The 17003-nt window shown below is 62.5% G+C and carries 16 protein-coding genes and 1 pseudogene; 9 read left to right on the plus strand and 8 right to left on the minus strand.

From position 1 onward, the window contains the following. The first annotated feature begins 638 nt into the window (after positions 1-638). Complete coding sequence (locus L6D77_RS01635; protein ID WP_232882124.1) at positions 639-1118, plus strand: GNAT family N-acetyltransferase; 480 nt, start codon at positions 639-641, stop codon at positions 1116-1118. 9 nt (positions 1119-1127) lie between these two features. Here the strand turns inward: L6D77_RS01635 and L6D77_RS01640 are convergent, their stop codons facing one another. After that, complete coding sequence (locus tag L6D77_RS01640) at positions 1128-1700, minus strand: acyl carrier protein phosphodiesterase (protein ID WP_232882123.1); 573 nt, start codon at positions 1698-1700, stop codon at positions 1128-1130. Between the two features lie 152 nt (positions 1701-1852). On the opposite strand from L6D77_RS01640, the gene L6D77_RS01645 reads away from it, so the two are divergent. From L6D77_RS01645 to L6D77_RS01655, 3 genes are read left to right on the plus strand one after another with little or no spacing between them, the layout of a single operon-like run. Beyond that, entirely contained in the window at positions 1853-2155 is a 303-nt protein-coding gene (locus tag L6D77_RS01645) for an ArsR/SmtB family transcription factor (RefSeq protein WP_194788962.1), read from the plus strand. Between the two features lie 13 nt (positions 2156-2168). Next, positions 2169-3338, plus strand: a complete 1170-nt coding sequence (locus L6D77_RS01650) for an MFS transporter (protein WP_232882122.1) — start codon at positions 2169-2171, stop codon at positions 3336-3338. Positions 3339-3357: 19 nt separating this feature from the next. Beyond that, entirely contained in the window at positions 3358-4407 is a 1050-nt protein-coding gene (locus tag L6D77_RS01655; RefSeq protein ID WP_232882121.1) for an alkene reductase, read from the plus strand. Positions 4408-4456: 49 nt separating this feature from the next. Here the strand turns inward: L6D77_RS01655 and L6D77_RS01660 are convergent, their stop codons facing one another. Beyond that, complete coding sequence (locus tag L6D77_RS01660; protein WP_232882120.1) at positions 4457-5938, minus strand: helicase HerA-like domain-containing protein; 1482 nt, start codon at positions 5936-5938, stop codon at positions 4457-4459. A 208-nt stretch (positions 5939-6146) separates the two neighbouring features. On the opposite strand from L6D77_RS01660, the pseudogene L6D77_RS27400 reads away from it, so the two are divergent. Then, positions 6147-7127 (plus strand): annotated as a pseudogene (locus tag L6D77_RS27400) (HAMP domain-containing protein); the annotation flags it as partial. Between the two features lie 93 nt (positions 7128-7220). Then, entirely contained in the window at positions 7221-7985 is a 765-nt protein-coding gene (locus L6D77_RS27405) for a methyl-accepting chemotaxis protein (protein ID WP_373870560.1), read from the plus strand. Positions 7986-8205: 220 nt separating this feature from the next. Here L6D77_RS27405 and L6D77_RS01670 read toward each other — a convergent pair whose 3' ends face one another. Together L6D77_RS01670 and purU are read right to left on the minus strand one after the other, a co-directional pair. Beyond that, complete coding sequence (locus L6D77_RS01670; RefSeq protein WP_232882118.1) at positions 8206-8406, minus strand: hypothetical protein; 201 nt, start codon at positions 8404-8406, stop codon at positions 8206-8208. Positions 8407-8408: 2 nt separating this feature from the next. After that, a complete protein-coding gene (gene purU, locus L6D77_RS01675; protein ID WP_232882117.1) occupies positions 8409-9260 on the minus strand; it encodes a formyltetrahydrofolate deformylase in 852 nt (283 codons plus the stop codon). A gap of 300 nt (positions 9261-9560) precedes the next feature. Here purU and mvaT point away from each other — a divergent pair, with 300 nt between their 5' ends. Further along, the gene (gene mvaT / locus L6D77_RS01680) at positions 9561-9938 is read left to right on the plus strand and encodes a histone-like nucleoid-structuring protein MvaT (RefSeq protein ID WP_232882116.1); all 378 of its coding nucleotides are present in this window, start codon (positions 9561-9563) and stop codon (positions 9936-9938) included. Between the two features lie 72 nt (positions 9939-10010). On the opposite strand, the gene sbcB is transcribed toward mvaT, so the two are convergent. The 3 genes from sbcB to L6D77_RS01695 form a co-directional block, all read right to left on the minus strand. Further along, a complete protein-coding gene (sbcB, locus tag L6D77_RS01685) occupies positions 10011-11441 on the minus strand; it encodes an exodeoxyribonuclease I (protein WP_232882115.1) in 1431 nt (476 codons plus the stop codon). A gap of 62 nt (positions 11442-11503) precedes the next feature. Beyond that, complete coding sequence (locus tag L6D77_RS01690; protein ID WP_232882114.1) at positions 11504-11863, minus strand: PilZ domain-containing protein; 360 nt, start codon at positions 11861-11863, stop codon at positions 11504-11506. Positions 11864-11987: 124 nt separating this feature from the next. Next, the gene (locus tag L6D77_RS01695; RefSeq protein WP_232882113.1) at positions 11988-12371 is read right to left on the minus strand and encodes a tol-pal system YbgF family protein; all 384 of its coding nucleotides are present in this window, start codon (positions 12369-12371) and stop codon (positions 11988-11990) included. Positions 12372-12552: 181 nt separating this feature from the next. Between L6D77_RS01695 and pyk the strand changes: the two genes are divergently transcribed. Further along, positions 12553-14007 carry a pyruvate kinase gene (pyk, locus tag L6D77_RS01700; RefSeq protein ID WP_217841968.1) on the plus strand — a complete coding sequence of 485 codons (1455 nt, stop codon included), beginning with the start codon at positions 12553-12555 and terminating at the stop codon, positions 14005-14007. Between the two features lie 88 nt (positions 14008-14095). Here pyk and L6D77_RS01705 read toward each other — a convergent pair whose 3' ends face one another. Next, on the minus strand, positions 14096-15016 hold the full coding sequence (locus L6D77_RS01705) for an iron-sulfur-binding ferredoxin reductase (RefSeq protein ID WP_232882112.1): 921 nt from the start codon (positions 15014-15016) through the stop codon (positions 14096-14098). A gap of 407 nt (positions 15017-15423) precedes the next feature. On the opposite strand from L6D77_RS01705, the gene L6D77_RS01710 reads away from it, so the two are divergent. Next, the gene (locus tag L6D77_RS01710; RefSeq protein ID WP_232882111.1) at positions 15424-16944 is read left to right on the plus strand and encodes a fumarate hydratase; all 1521 of its coding nucleotides are present in this window, start codon (positions 15424-15426) and stop codon (positions 16942-16944) included. Positions 16945-17003: the final 59 nt, after the last annotated feature.

Below are 17003 nucleotides of genomic sequence, written 5' to 3' on the forward strand. Positions count from 1 at the left end.
ACTTGCATGTGTTAGGCCTGCCGCCAGCGTTCAATCTGAGCCATGATCAAACTCTTCAGTTCAATACTGCTTGGGTTTTTAAGAAACCCTAAACTTGGCTCAGCAATCTCAAATGACTATGTGATTTCTCGCATGGCCACTTGTGATGCTGATAATCTTTTTGACTATCAGTCCGTACTCACAAGCACCCACACGAATTGCTTGATTCAATTTGTTAAAGAGCGTTTGGTTAAGAGCCTTTCGTCTCAACCGAGGCGCGCATTCTACGCTTTCCTCATTGCCTGTCAAGCGTTTATTTTGAAGTTTTTTCCGAGAAACTCGCTTAGCTTCAACCGCTTAACTCGCTGCGATCTCTCGTAGCGGGAGGCGAATCATACAGCGTTACAACCTGCTGTCAACCACCTCGTTGAAATTTTTTAAAGCTGCTTATTTCAAAACACCTTTAATTTCAACAACTTGCTGCCTATCCCGCTGCGATGTCTCGCTGCGGGAGGCGAATAATACAGTATTAAAGTAGGCCGTCAACCCTGCCTGATAAATAAATGCCTCGCAAAGCCCCCGCGCTCACTTCAAGCGCTTCCAAGGCCCACACAAGGCATTACCCTAAAGCTTACCTACCCCTTTCAGGATGAAGCCCCATGCCATTGACCCACCGCCCTGTCCAAACCACCGACATCCCCGCCATCTGCTGCTTCCCCCAGGGCCCGGACGAGCTGTTCTACATGTTCCCCAAAGCCACCTACCCATTGACACCCGTCCAACTGACCGAGGCCATCGCCCAGCGCAGCGGTTCGACAGTGGTCGAGGAGGACGGCGTACTACTGGGCTTCGCCAACTTCTATAAAGCAGAACAGGGCGGAATCTGTGCACTCGGAAACGTCGTGGTCGCACCCGCGGCACGCGGGAAGGGCGTGGCACGCTATCTGGTGCAGTGCATGATCACACTGGCCCGCGAGCAGTTCAGCGCACGGGAAGTCTGGGTGTCTTGCTTCAACCACAACACTGCCGGTTTGTTGCTCTATCCACAGCTTGGGTTCACCCCCTTCCATATAGAAGAACGCCAGGCGCCGGATCACAGCCGGGTTGCCCTGGTACAGATGAAGCAGGTGCTGGGCTGATTGCCCGCCTCACCGCCCCGCCGCTGCGAACGCCTGGAGCTGTGGATAAAACGCCCGAAAATCCGTCAGCAGCGGCTCATACAGGCGCTCCAGTTCCTGCATGACGCCCTGTAGCCCTTCCGGCCGGGATAAACGCCGGCCGATACCGCTGAACACGTGCTCCAGCGTGGCGAAGTCACCATAGGCCCCAAGCCAATCGTCCGCCGCCATGAACGGCGCAATCCGTGCCAACCGCCCAGGCAGCTGCGGTTCGGCCAGCAGCACCCGATAGAAGTCGCCAGTAAATTGCGCCAACGGCTGGTCGGCGTACTCCTCCCAGTGCCGCGCCAGGCAGTGGTCGAAGAACACATCCAGGACGATCCCGGCATAACGTCTGCGTTCACGAGGGAAGCGCGCTAGCGCGGCCAACACCAACGGATGGCTGTCGGTGTAGCCGTCGATCTGCCGATGCAGGCGGATCGCAGCCTCCAGCTCAGGTGCAAAGCGCCCTTCCAGCGCGCCCTTGACGAAATCGCCGTACAGGCTGCCGAGCAGTTGTTGCGGCGCCGGGCCGCCCAGATGCAGGTGTGCGAGATAGTTCATGGCCGCAGTCTAGCACCGCGCCAACCTATATCGTCATAACCCGATATAGCGTTTCCCGATCAGCTCAGAACCTTTTCATATTTGTGTATCGCGAAATACCGATTTATATTTCGCTCCATCGCGATATACCGCTACACACCACGAGCCCAACCATGCCACTCGATCTCGACGAAATAATAAAAGCCCTGTCCCACCCGGTAAGGCGAGAAATCCTCACCTGGCTGAAGGACCCGGCCGCGCAGTTCCCCGACCAGCACCACAGTACCGAACACGGTGTGTGTGCCGGGCAGATCGACCAACGCTGCGGCCTGTCGCAGTCGACCGTCTCGGCCCACCTGGCGACCCTGCAGCGCGCCGGCCTGATCAGCAGCCAGAAGATCGGCCAATGGCACTTCTTCAAACGCAACGAGGCCACCATCCAGGCGTTCCTCGCGCAGATGAGCCAAGAGCTCTGACAAGGACCTTGCTATGCCCCTTTCATTAATCATCCTGGCGCTCAGCGCCTTCGCCATCGGCACCACCGAGTTCGTCATCATGGGCCTGCTGCCCGATGTCGCACGGGACCTGGGTGTCAGCATCCCCGGTGCCGGCTGGCTGGTGACCGGCTACGCCCTGGGCGTGGCCATCGGCGCGCCGTTCATGGCCCTGGCCACCGCCCGCCTGCCGCGCAAGGCCGCGCTGGTGGCGCTGATGGGCGTGTTCATCGTCGGCAACCTGCTGTGCGCGGTGGCCAGCGACTACAACCTGCTGATGTTCGCCCGAGTGGTCACCGCGTTGTGCCACGGTGCATTCTTCGGCATCGGCTCGGTGGTGGCGGCCAGCCTGGTGCCGGCCAACCGCCGCGCCTCGGCCGTCGCGCTGATGTTCACCGGCCTGACCCTCGCCAATGTACTGGGTGTGCCGCTGGGCACCGCGCTGGGCCAGGCTGCCGGCTGGCGTTCGACGTTCTGGGCGGTGACCGGCATCGGCGTGGTCGCGCTCATCGGCCTGCTGCGCTACCTGCCGCGTCAGGCCGAAGAGCAGAGTGTGAACATGCGTGCCGAGCTGGCCGCGCTCAAAGGCGCCGGTATCTGGCTGTCGCTGAGCATGACCGTGCTGTTTTCGGCGTCGATGTTTGCCCTGTTCACCTACGTTGCGCCGCTGCTCGGTGATGTCACTGGCGTGTCGCCACGCGGCGTCACCTGGACCCTGCTGCTGATCGGCCTTGGCCTGACCCTGGGCAACATTGTCGGCGGCAAGCTCGCCGACAAGCGCCTGGGCGCCACGTTGATGGGGGTGTTCACCGCCATGGCCGTGGTATCCACCGCGCTGAGTTGGACCAGCACGGCGCTGGTGCCGGCCGAGATCACCCTGTTCCTCTGGGCCACCGCCGCCTTCGCCGCCGTACCGGCACTGCAGGTCAACGTGGTCACCTACGGCAAGGCCGCGCCGAACCTGGTGTCGACCCTAAATATCGGCGCCTTCAACCTGGGTAACGCCCTCGGCGCCTGGGTGGGCGGCAGCGTCATCGCCCATGGCTTCGGCCTGACCCGCGTGCCCCTGGCAGCGGCGGCCCTGGCGGTGCTTGCGCTGATCGTCACCCTGATCACCTTCAACCAGCGCGGCAACGACGCCGAACTGGCCACGGTTTCCAACTGATAACTGCGAGGCAATCGGTATGACCACGCTGTTCGATCCAATCACACTGGGCGACCTGGCGCTGCCCAACCGCATCATCATGGCCCCGTTGACCCGTTGCCGAGCCGACGAAGGCCGGGTACCCAACGCGCTGATGGCCGAGTACTACGCGCAACGTGCCAGCGCCGGCCTGATCCTCAGCGAAGCGACCTCGGTCACCCCGATGGGGGTCGGCTACCCCGACACCCCAGGCATCTGGAACGACGAGCAGGTACGCGGCTGGCACAACGTCACCAAGGCCATCCATGCCGCCGGCGGGCGCATCTTCCTGCAACTGTGGCACGTCGGGCGCATCTCCCACCCGTTGTACCTGAACGGTGAACTGCCGGTTGCCCCCAGCGCCATCCAGCCCAAAGGCCACGTGAGCCTGGTGCGCCCACTCAGCGACTACCCCACCCCACGCGCCCTGGAAACCGAAGAGATCGCCGATATCGTCGAGGCCTACCGCAGCGGTGCCGAGAACGCCAAGGCCGCCGGTTTCGACGGTGTGGAGATCCACGGCGCCAACGGCTACCTGCTCGACCAGTTCCTGCAGAGCAGCACCAACCAGCGCACCGACCGCTACGGCGGCTCGCTGGAAAACCGTGCGCGCCTGCTGCTGGAAGTGACCGATGCGGCCATCGAGGTGTGGGGCGCCGGCCGCGTCGGCGTACACCTGGCACCACGCGCCGATGCCCATGACATGGGCGATGCCGACCGCGCCGAGACCTTCACCCATGTGGCACGGGAACTGGGCAAGCGCGGCATCGCCTTCATCTGTTCACGGGAGAAGGAAGCCGACGACAGTATCGGCCCACTGATAAAGGAAGCCTTTGGCGGCACGTACATCGTCAACGAGCGCTTCGACAAAGCCAGCGCCAATGCTGCCCTGGCCAGTGGCAAGGCCGATGCCGTGGCTTTCGGCATCCCGTTCATCGCCAACCCCGACCTGCCGGCACGGCTGGCCACAGATGCACCGCTCAATGCGCCGCATCCAGAAACCTTCCATGGCAAGGGGCCGGTGGGGTACATCGACTACCCGCGGCTTTAATAGATAGAAAGAGAGCGCCGATTGGCGCTCTTTTTCATTACCGACCTGCTCAGCGCTTCTTGCCGCCGAGCAACGACCCCATCAACCCCCGCACCAACTGGCGCCCCAACTGGTTGGCCGCCTGGCGCACCGCCGACTTGATCGCCTGCCCGGCCGCGCTCTGCAGGAACTCGCCGGCCTTGTCGGCCAGGCTTTCCTCGTCGGCCTTGGGCTGGGGCTGGGGCGCCGGCTCCACCGCCTCGCCTTTGCGCTGGGTGAGCATTTCATAGGCCGATTCGCGGTCGATCGATTTGTCGTAACGGCCCAACAAAGGCGCCCCCGCAATCAGCGCGCTGCGTTCAGCCGCGCTCAACGGCCCGATCCGCGACTGCGGCGGGGCAATCAGTACCCGTTGCACCATGGCCGGGGTGCCCTTGTCTTCCAGGGTTCCCACCAGCGCCTCGCCGATGCCCAGCTCGGTCAACACCGTCAGGCTGTCGAATGCAGGATTGGGGCGGAAGCCATCGGCCACGGCGCGCAATGACTTCTGCTCCTTGGCCGTGAACGCCCGCAGGCCGTGCTGGATGCGCAACCCCAACTGGGCCAGCACGGTGTCCGGCAGGTCGCCGGGCGACTGGGTGACGAAATACACCCCCACGCCTTTGGAGCGGATCAACCGCACCACTTGCTCCAGGCGGTCCTGCAATGCCTTGGGCGTACCGTTGAACAGCAGGTGGGCTTCATCGAAGAACAACGCCAGTACTGGCTTGTCGGCATCACCGCGCTCCGGCAACTGCTCGAACAGCTCGGCAAGCAGCCATAGCAGGAAGGTCGCATAAACCTTGGGCGCCTCATGCACCAGGCGGCTGGCGTCCAGCAGATGGATGCGGCCACGGCCATCGCTGCCCGGCTGCAGCAGGTCTTCCAGTTGCAGCGCCGGTTCGCCGAACAGCGCCTCGGCGCCCTGCTGCTCCAGGGTGGCCAGCCGGCGCAACAGGGCCTGGGTCGAGCCACTGGTCATCAGCGCACTGTCCTCGCCCAGCAGTTGCGGGTTGTCCTTCAGGTGCGCCATCAAAGCCTTGAGGTCCTTGAGGTCGAGCAGCAACAGCCCCTCGCGGTCGGCCACCTTGAACGCCGCATACAGGGCCGCCTGCTGGCTGTCGGTCAGCTCCAGCAGGTTGCCCAGCAGCAAGGGGCCCATTTCACTCAGGGTGGTACGCAGCGGGTGCCCCGAGAGGCCGGCAATATCCCACAACGTGACCGGGTAGGCCTGGGGCCGATGGTTCAGCCAAGGCATCCCGGCGATGCGCTCGGCCACCTTGCCCTGCGGCGCGCCGGCCGCGCCCAGGCCGCACAGGTCACCCTTCACATCGGCGGCGAACACTGCCACACCGGCATCGCTGAACAGCTCGGCCAGGTGCTGCAAGGTGACGGTCTTGCCGGTACCGGTGGCACCTGCCACCAGCCCGTGACGATTGGCCAGGCGCATGGCCTGGGACACCGGCTGACCGTCCGGGCCAGCGCCTACAAGCATTTGAAAAGAATCCGACATCTTCTTCATCCTTTGCTCAAGTTCTTCGAGGTGACGGCCGATATTTCAAAATGATTCCAAACAGAAAGACAGATACAACCCGAAAAGGACCCACGGGACCTGTTGCACTGTTTTCCCACCGTGCTTTGTGCGAACGACCCGATAAAAAAACCTTAGCGGACGCGATCACGTCATGAATAAAAGCCTTCGTTTCAGCCACAAGATTCTTATGGCGGCATCACTCATCGTGATCCTCGCCTTCAGCCTGTTCACCCTCTACAACGACTACCTCCAGCGTAATGCCATTCGCGAGAACCTGGAGAACTACCTGGCTGAGATGGGCGAATCCACGTCCACCAACATCCGCAACCTGTTCGAAGGGCGCATCAAGCTGGTCGAGAACGTCGCCCAGAACCTTGCCCAGTACCCACAGAACATCGGCACCCTGCTGGGCCAGAACGCCCTCACTTCCAGTTTCCTGACCATCTACCTGGGCCAGCCCGACGGCACCTTCACCGTGCGCCCGGACACCAAGATGCCCGATGGCTACGACCCACGCGTGCGCCCCTGGTACAAGGACGGTATTAACGCCAACGGGCCGATACTCACCGAACCCTACATCGACATGGCCACCAACAAGATGGTCATCTCGATCATCAGCACCGCTTCGCGCTCGGTCGGCGTGGTGGGTGGCGACCTGGCCCTGGACGGCCTGGTCGAGATCATCAACTCGCTGAACTTCGGCGGCATGGGCTACGCCTTCCTGGTCAACGACCAAGGCAAGATCCTGGTGCACCCAGACAAGAACCTGGTGATGAAGTCGCTGTCCGACCTGTTCCCGCAGCACACGCCGAAACTGTCCCGTGAGTTGACCGAAGTCGAACTCGATGGCCAGACCCGGCTGCTGACCTTCACCCCGGTCAAGGGCCTGCCTTCGGCCAACTGGTACATCGGCCTGTCGGTAGACAAAGACAAGGCCTTCACCATGCTCAGCAACTTCCGCACCTCGGCGGTGATTGCCACCCTGGTGGCGGTGGTGATCATCATCGCCCTGCTCGGCCTGCTGATCCGCGTGCTGCTGCAGCCGCTGCACACCATGACCCGCGCCATGGAGAACATCGCCGAGGGCGAAGGCGACCTGACCCGCCGCCTGCAGATCGACAACCACGACGAGTTCGGCATCCTCGGCACGGCGTTCAACCGCTTCGTCGAACGCATCCACACCTCGATCCGCGAAGTGTCCTCGGCCACCGAGCAGGTCAACGAAGTGGCACTGCGGGTGATCAGCGCCTCCAACTCGTCGATGACCAACTCCGACGAGCAATCCAACCGCACCAACAGCGTCGCCGCCGCCATCAACCAGCTGGGGGCCGCCGCCCAGGAAATCGCCGGCAACGCCGCCCAGGCGTCGCAGCACGCCAGCTCCGCACGCCTGCTGGCCGAGGAAGGGCAGCACGTGGTGCAGCGCAACATTGATGCGATGAACCGCCTGTCGGACCTGATCGTCACCTCCAGCTCGCACATCGAGACGCTCAACAACAAGACCGTCAACATCGGTCAGATTCTCGAAGTGATCACCAGCATCTCGCAGCAAACCAACCTGCTGGCGCTCAACGCTGCCATCGAGGCCGCGCGTGCCGGCGAAGCCGGGCGTGGCTTTGCCGTGGTCGCCGATGAGGTTCGCAACCTGGCCCACCGTACCCAGGAGTCGGCGCAGCAGGTGCAGACCATGATCGAAGAGCTGCAGATCGGCGCCCGCGAGTCGGTCGATACCATGGGCCAGAGCCAGCGCCACAGCCAGGACAGCATGGACATCGCCAACCAGGCCGGTGAGCGCCTGGGCAGCGTGACCCAGCGTATCGGCGAGATCGACGGCATGAACCAGTCGGTGGCCACCGCCACCGAAGAGCAGACCGCCGTGGTCGACTCGATCAACATGGACATCAACGAAATCAACATGCTCAACCAGGAAGGCGTCGAGAACCTGCAGGCCACCCTGCGCGCCTGCTCGGATCTCGAGCAGCAGGCCGGCCGCCTGAAGCACCTGGTCGGCAGCTTCCGCATCTGATCTGAAGGCCCAATTGCCAGCAAGCCGCCCCCACACCCTGTGGGGGCCGACTTGAACTGGCGATGAAGGCCCACGGTTCGCCACCCCGCCCTAGCCCGACCGAACCAACCCTCCCTCACGACGATCAACCTCCAGGCGCGTTGACGCAGCCTGCTGCCGACGGATGGCAGGCCCCAAGACGGCCAGGGAGTGGTTTGTGCAGAGCGTAGACGAGAGGAGGTTACTGTTCGTCAGCCTGAGGGGTGTCCACAGCGGGTGCGCTGTCGGGATCAGAAGGGTTGAGCGCCCGCCACAACGCGGCGGCACCCGGGAACTCGGTGCCGTCCTCGTCGCTCAGCGCTTCGGGGTCGAAGCGGGCCAGGCAGCCTTCGCCCAAGGTTGGGGGCACGCAAGCGCCAGCCTTGTCGCGAGGGCCCGCCATGCTCAGTCGAAGACCACAGTCTTGTTGCCGTGCACCAGCACGCGGTCTTCGAGGTGGTAGCGCAGGCCACGGGCCAGCACCATCTTCTCCACGTCACGGCCGAAACGCACCATATCCTCGATGCTGTCGGCATGGCTGACGCGCACCACGTCCTGTTCGATGATCGGGCCGGCATCCAGCTCTTCGGTGACGTAATGGCAGGTCGCGCCGATCAACTTCACGCCACGCAGCGCAGCCTGGTGATACGGCTTGGCACCGACGAACGACGGCAGGAAGCTGTGGTGGATGTTGATCACCTTTTCCGCGAAGTCGCGGCACAGCTGTGGCGGAAGAATCTGCATGTAGCGCGCCAGCACCACCACGTCGGCACCGTGCTCCTGCACCAGTCGCGATACCTCGGCAAAGGCCGGGGCCTTGTCCTTTGGGTCGACCGGTACATGGAAGAACGGAATCCCATGCCACTCGACCATGCTGCGCAGGTCGTCATGGTTGGAGATCACACAAGGGATCTCGCAATCCAGTTCATCGGTGTGCCAGCGGTGCAGCAGGTCGGCCAGGCAGTGGGACTCACGGCTGGCCATCAGCACCACACGCTTTTTCTGCGCCGAATCGGTGACGCGCCAGGTCATGGAGAACTCTTCGGCGATTGGCGCAAACGCCTCGCGGAACGCTTCGATGCCGAACGGCAGGGATTCGGCGCGGATTTCATGGCGCATGAAGAACCAGCCACTCTGTTCATCGGAGTGGTGGCTGGCCTCGTTGATCCAGCCATTATAGAGGGCCAGGAAATTACTGACTTTCGCCACGATGCCGACACGGTCGGGGCAGGCAATCACCAGTCGATAGGTGCGCATGAGAGGGGCTCCAGAACTTCGCAAAGGCGCACATTCTAGCGGCCCGGGAGGAAAAACGCAGTATTGATCGACGGGCATTGCACGGGCGGTGATGAAGGAAAAAACGCACAAGCCTTCTCCCTTCTTCGCTAAGGGTTATAGAGATTTACCTGCCATCTATGTAAATTTTTTTTAACCTAACAGTGATCCGGCCATTGGCTGCTATTAATAGATTCATGACTTTTTAATTGTTTACTTGCGAGTACTGCCTGTCTATTATTGCCCGCACTGTCTCCCTGAACATGCATTAAGGAACACGCCATGTCACTGATCAACGAATACCGCGCCACCGAAGAAGCCATCAAAGAACTTCAAGCCCGCCTGGCCAACCTGTCCCAGGATGACAAGCTGAAGAAAGAACTGGAGTTCGAAGGCAAACTGCGCACCCTGATGGGCGAATACTCCAAGTCGCTGCGTGACGTGATTGCCCTGCTCGACCCGGAAAGCAAACTGAGCAAGGCTCCACGCGGCGCCGCCAAGGTCACCGCCACCAAACGCGCACGCAAGGTCAAGCAATACAAGAACCCGCACAACGGCGAGGTTATTGAAACCAAGGGTGGCAACCACAAGACCCTTAAAGAGTGGAAAGCCAAATGGGGCGGCGACGTCGTTGAAGGCTGGGCCACTCTGCTGGACTGATCCGCGTATTACGCAATCAGTTACAACTTGAAAAACGCCGGCTGCTGCCGGCGTTTTTGTTTCCGCTTCAATTCAAATCTGGAACTGCGCTTTCAACTGCCCAGCATGCACCTGCCAGGCATTCAATACCGCTCTCCCCGCTTCGTCAGCTTCGTTCCAGCAGCTCTGCAACGCCTGCTCGAAGTCTCCCAGGGTGTTCGGCGCGCCCATGGTCGGGTCGCTCAAGCGCAGCCGGCAGAATGCCTGCCAGCGCGCCTGCTCTTGCGCATCGAGGGTGTCGAAAAAGTTGCGCGCACGATAACGGAACAACAGCTCGGGCAAGCGTGAATCATCGAACATCCAGTGGCCCCTGCCCAACTGTGTCGGGTCTGTGGTACGTACTTGTTCACACAGGCGCCTGTCTCGATCACCGATGAATCCGTCGTACAACTGTTGTTCCGGATCCTCACACGGGGCGAAGTCTTCCTCCCCATAAATAATCTCCAGCTTGTCACGCCAATGGGCCTGCTGGCTGGCCAATTGCTCAGCGTGCTTGTGCAATTGCGCCATATCCATGCCCAACCGTTGTTGATCGGCAGGGCGCACTACCGACAAGGGTGCCAACACCGGGCAGCGATTGACGTGCACCAACTTCAACGGCACAGGTAGTTCACCTTCAGCCAGCGCTTCGCGCCGCGTGTACAACCGCTGACGCAGCACCTCGGCACTTTCCTGCAGCAGCGGTGAAGTTTCCTGCCCCAGGTCACAGACAATCAACGCATTGCGATTACGCGGATGCCAGGCCAATGGCAGCACCACGCCGATGTAATTACGCTGGGCAGAGAAACGCCCTGAAACATGTACCAAAGGCTGCAACAGGCGAATCTGCTCCATCACTTTGTGCTTGCTGCGCAACTGGAACAACCAGTCATAGAGTTTCGGTTGTTTCTCACGAATCAGCCGCGCCAGGGCAATGGTCGCCCGTACGTCGGACAGCGCTTCGTGGGCGTGGCCATGGTCGATGCCATTGGCCTTGCTGAGCAGCTCCAGGCGTAGGCTGGTGCGCCCCTCCTGCTGCGGCCAGACAATCCCTTCAGGGCGCAGGGCATAGGCGGTGCGCACCACGTCGATCAGATCCCAACGGCTGTTGCCGCCCTGCCATTCGCGGGCATAGGGGTCGAAAAAGTTGCGATAAAGGCTGTAGCGGGTGACTTCGTCATCAAAGCGCAAGGTGTTATAGCCGGCCCCACAGGTGCCTGGGCGAGCCAACTGCTCATGGATGCGCGTCATGAACTCAGCTTCGCACAAGCCCTGGCTGGCCAGTTGCTGCGGCGTGATACCGGTCACCAGGCACGCCGCGGGGTGCGGCAGGATGTCATCGGAGGGGCGGCAATAGAGGCTGATCGGCGCCTCGATCTCGTTGAGGTCGAGGTCGGTGCGCACACCGGCAACCTGCAACGGGCGATCGTTACGTGGGTTGATGCCGGTGGTTTCGTAGTCGTGCCAGAAGATGCTGGAGCTCACGGGGTCTTCCTGTAACAAGGTCGACCAGAGTCTAGCGGGCGTAGCGGCGCGAGGGCCAGCGTTCAGGCAGAGGCGTTGAGCGGGCGAAAACTGAAGTAGTCGCGCAGGGAGCGCACGAAATCATCGTATTCCTGAGGCGCCTGCAGCAGCATGAAGCCGGCATCGTAATGCCCCGGCGTCTCGTCTTCGCGGCACCACAGGCAACTGGCGGTAAGGTTGATGAATTGATGCCCGCCGCCGGCCAGTGGCACGCGCAGTTGCAGCTCGAAGTCCGGCCCCACCAGCACCGGCAACTGGCTGATGAGCATCAGGCCGTCTTCGGAGGCGTTGCCCAGGTAACCGATCTGCTGGTCGGTAAAGCGGTTGAAGACCTTCAGTACGCAAGGCAGTTGATGGCGTTGTATATGGCGTTCGATAAACATGGCGGCTGTGCATTCCCGTACCCGGAGCCAGGAAGACAAGGTACTGGCAGTGATCGTTACAACTTGTTTAACAGATTAGCCCAGCCCGATGGGCCATTTCCATGAAATCGGCGACACCTTGGGATTAACGCCAAGGTGTACCTGTTGCCGGGCTGGCCACCGCCGATTCACCGCGCAGATGGCCCAGCTTCTCCAGGGTCTGCAGGCGGGCCTGGGCGCGATAGGCGTATTCATTGCGCGGGTACTGCTGGATCAGGTACTGGTAGGTCTGCGCTGCATCGACATACAGCTTTTGCCGCTCCAGGCACTGGCCACGCAGCAGCGACACTTCCGGGTGGATGAACGGCCGTGCGCGGCTGGTGCGGTCGACCTGCGACAGCTCCAGCATGACCCGCGAGCAGTCGCCACGGTCATAGGCGCGGTAGGCATTGTTCAAATGGTGGTCCATGGACCAGCGGGTGCAGCCGACGACACTGGCCGCCATGGTCAATATGATCAGGGTGCGCATGAGAACTCTCCTTTGATGGGCAGTGTATCGGCCTGTTCCACCAAATCTTCACAGGCTTTTGCAAGCATACGCCTACCGTTCAAACGCTACCTTCGTACACACGAAGGTAGTGCAACGGAACAATGACTACAGCTCAATTGAGGAGTAGCCTTTCGCTGCGCTTCACTATAGGAGTCTGTGCATGACCATCCGCCGTACCAAAATCGTCGCCACCCTTGGCCCCGCCAGCAACTCGCCGGAAGTGATCGAACAACTGATCCTTGCCGGCCTGGACGTGGCACGCCTGAACTTCTCCCACGGCACCCCGGACGAGCACAAGGCCCGCGCCCGCCTGATCCGCGACATCGCCGCCAAGAACGGCCGCCACGTCGCACTGCTGGGCGACCTGCAGGGTCCCAAGATCCGCATCGCCAAGTTCGCCAACAAGCGCATCGAACTGAAAGTCGGTGACAAGTTCACCTTCTCCACCGCCCACCCGCTCACCGAAGGCAACCAGGACATCGTCGGCATCGATTACCCCGACCTGGTCAAGGACTGCGGCGTCGGAGACGAACTGCTGCTCGATGACGGCCGCGTGGTCATGCGCGTCGAGACCGCCACCAGCGACGCCCTGCATTGCGTGGTGATCATCGGTGGCCCGCTGTCCGACCACAAAGGCATTAACCGCAAGGGTGGCGGCCTGACCGCGCCGGCCCTGACCGAAAAAGACAAGGCCGACATCAAGCTGGCAGCGGAAATGGACCTGGACTACCTGGCCGTCTCCTTCCCGCGTGACGCCAGCGACATGGAATACGCCCGCAAGCTGCGTGACGAAGCCGGCGGCAGCGCCTGGCTGGTGGCCAAGATCGAACGCGCCGAAGCGGTGGCCGACGACGAAACCCTCGACCAGCTGATCCTCGCCTCCGACGCGGTGATGGTTGCCCGTGGCGACCTGGGCGTGGAAATCGGCGACGCCGAGCTGATCGCCATCCAGAAGAAGATCATCCAGCACGCCCGCCGCAACAACAAAGCGGTGATCGTCGCGACCCAGATGATGGAGTCGATGATCCAGAACCCGATGCCGACCCGCGCCGAAGTGTCCGACGTGGCCAACGCCGTGCTGGACAACACCGACGCGGTGATGCTGTCGGCCGAAAGCGCCGCCGGCAGCTACCCGATCGAAGCCGTCCAGGCCATGGCGCGCATCTGCTCGGGCGCCGAAAAGCACCCGACCAGCCAGAAGTCCAGCCACCGCCTGCACACCACCTTCGAGCGCTGCGACGAGTCCATCGCCCTGGCGGCGATGTACACCGCCAACCACTTCCCCGGCGTCAAGGCGATCATCGCCCTCACCGAAAGTGGCTACACCCCGCTGATCATGTCGCGCCTGCGCTCGCACGTGCCGATCTTCGCGCTGTCGCCGCACCGTGCCACCCAGGCCCGTGCCAACATGTTCCGCGGCGTCTACCCGATCGCCTTCGACCCGGCCTCGCTGCCGGCCGACAAGGTCAGCCAGGCGGCGGTGGACGAGCTGCTCAAGCGTGGCCTGGTGGAGCAAGGTGACTGGGTCATCCTCACCAAGGGCGACAGCTACCACACCATCGGTGGCACCAACGGCATGAAGATCCTGCATGTCGGTGATCCGCTGGTCGGCTGATCGGCTTCAGGCCCCATCGCCGGCAAGCCGGCTCCCACAAAGTTTCCTGTGGGAGCTGGCTTGCCAGCGATGAAGCCACTGCAATTCTTCAGGCGTGTTCAGTGAACACATCCGCCAGCACCTGATTACGCGGCACCCCGGCAATGAACAGCCGCCGGGCGAACCGCTCGACACTCCCCGGCGCCCCGCACAGCAATGCCATCGTTTGCCGCGATGACGGCCGCAACGTCGCCAATGCCTCATCCAGCTGGTCTGCCAGCACCAATTCGACACTCACCCCAGCCATGCGCATCAACGGTTCGGCCAGGTAGTGCCCAGCCCGATCGCGTGCCACATGCAGCACCTTGATTTCCCCCTGATGCCCCTGGCGCAGCGCTTCGCGCAGGATGCCCCATAACGGTGCCAGCCCGGTGCCCGCCGCCAGCAACCAGAGCGGACGCGCCTGCCAGTCCGGGTCGTAATGCAACGCGCCGCCGCGCAGTTCGCCCAGCCTCAGTTCATCCCCTACCTGCAACTGCCTGGCCCGGTCGCAGAATGCCCCCGAACGCCTGCAATCCAGGTGAAATTCCAGAAATGGCTCTTCACCCGGCAAGCTCGCCAGGGAATAGGGCCGTGCAACATCACCGCACCACAACACCTGGTGCTGGCCCGCCTGGTAGCGCAATGGCCGCTCGGGCATCAGCCGCAGGCGCAGCACGTCGCCGAACCCGGTCAGTTCGCTGACCGTAGCAGCAATACCGTCGCGTCGAGGGTCGAACAGTTCCACGACCAGGTCACTGTTGACCGAGCACTGGCAAGCCAGGCGCCAGCCTTGTTCGCGCTTGTCCTGCGCCAGGGCCTCGGGCTTCGCATCCCCGGGCACGCCGTCCAGGCAACGCACCAGGCAGGCGTGGCAACTGCCGGCGCGGCAACTGTAGGGCACGGCGCAGCCGACGCCGTTGAGCGCATCGAGCAGATTGCTGGCGGGCGGTACCGTGAAGCGGCGCTCGCCCACGCGAAGTTCGGGCATGTTCGGTTCTCTTCTTGACTTAGCAGGTCCCTGTGGGAGCGGGCTTGCCCGCGAACACCGGCGCAGCCGGTGCCATCCACCGTGTCGCTTGCTTCGCGGGCAAGCCCGCTCCCACAGGCTACGCGGTTCGTTGGCGAAATCGATTCCAACGCTCAACAAAAGCTGGATGCTCTTCTCAAGGCAACCAGCCCACTCAATCCTACCTCCACAGCAAAAACGATGCCCGCCCCGCAGCCGACCAAGGTCCAGACCACCCGCAGGTGTTTCCCACGGCGGGGCGCGGTATACTGCCGCGCCTTTTTGCCCCGGCCCGACCAGCCGGAGCCTTGCCAGGCACTGCCGACATACCGGTGTGCGTTGTCGGTGTGCCTATTTGAATGTTCCCGTCTTTAAGAGGAGCGCGCTGCATGACCGTGATCAAGCAAGACGACCTGATTCAGAGCGTTGCCGACGCCCTGCAATTCATCTCGTACTACCACCCCGTCGACTTCATCCAGGCGATGCACGAGGCCTACCTGCGTGAAGAGTCGCCCGCCGCGCGTGACTCGATCGCCCAGATCCTGATCAACTCGCGCATGTGCGCCACCGGCCACCGCCCGATCTGCCAGGACACCGGCATCGTCACCGTGTTCGTGCGCGTGGGCATGGACGTACGCTGGGACGCCACCCTGAGCGTCGACGACATGATCAACGAAGGTGTGCGCCGCGCCTACAACCTGCCCGAGAACGTCCTGCGCGCCTCGATCCTGGCCGACCCGGCCGGTGCCCGCAAGAACACCAAGGACAACACCCCGGCCGTCATCCACTACTCCATCGTCCCCGGCGACAAGGTCGAAGTCGATGTCGCAGCCAAGGGCGGCGGCTCGGAGAACAAGTCGAAGATGGCCATGCTCAACCCGTCCGACTCGATCGTCGACTGGGTGCTCAAGACCGTCCCGACCATGGGCGCTGGCTGGTGCCCGCCTGGCATGCTCGGCATCGGCATCGGCGGTACCGCCGAGAAAGCCGCGGTCATGGCCAAGGAAGTGTTGATGGAGTCCATCGACATTCATGAACTCAAGGCCCGTGGCCCGCAGAACCGCATCGAAGAGATCCGCCTGGAGCTGTTCGACAAGGTCAATCAGCTGGGCATCGGCGCCCAGGGCCTGGGCGGCCTGACCACCGTGCTCGACGTCAAGATCATGGACTACCCGACCCACGCCGCCTCGCTGCCGGTGTGCATGATCCCCAACTGCGCCGCCACCCGTCACGCCCACTTCGTGCTCGACGGTTCCGGCCCTGCCGAGCTGGAAGCGCCGTCGCTGGACGCCTACCCGGAAATCGTCTGGGAAGCCGGCCCAAGCGCCCGCCGCGTCAACCTCGACGAAATCACCCCGGAAGAAGTCGCCAGCTGGCAGCCAGGCGAGACCATCCTGCTCAACGGCAAGATGCTCACCGGCCGCGACGCCGCGCACAAGCGCATGGTCGAGATGCTCAACCGCGGCGAAGCGCTGCCGGTCGACCTCAAAGGCCGCTTCATCTATTACGTCGGCCCGGTCGACCCGGTCGGTGACGAAGTGGTAGGCCCAGCCGGCCCGACCACCGCCACCCGCATGGACAAGTTCACCCGCCAGATCCTCGAGCAGACCGGCCTGTTGGGCATGATCGGCAAGTCCGAACGTGGCCCGACCGCCATCGAAGCGATCAAGGACAACAAGGCCGTGTACCTGATGGCCGTCGGCGGCGCCGCCTACCTGGTGGCCCAGGCCATCCGCAAATCGAAGGTCCTGGCCTTCGCCGAGCTGGGCATGGAAGCGATCTATGAGTTCGAAGTGAAGGACATGCCGGTCACCGTCGCGGTGGACAGCAAAGGTGAATCGGTACACATCACCGGCCCTGCGCTGTGGCAGAGCAAGATTGCCGAAAGCCTGGCAGTCGAAGTGAAGTAAACCTGCTGTAACAGAGCCCGTTCCCATACCTCGTGGGAGCGGGCTTGCCCCGCGATATG

Source organism: Pseudomonas parasichuanensis (assembly GCF_021601385.1).
GTDB classification, from domain to species: Bacteria; Pseudomonadota; Gammaproteobacteria; order Pseudomonadales; family Pseudomonadaceae; genus Aquipseudomonas; species Aquipseudomonas parasichuanensis.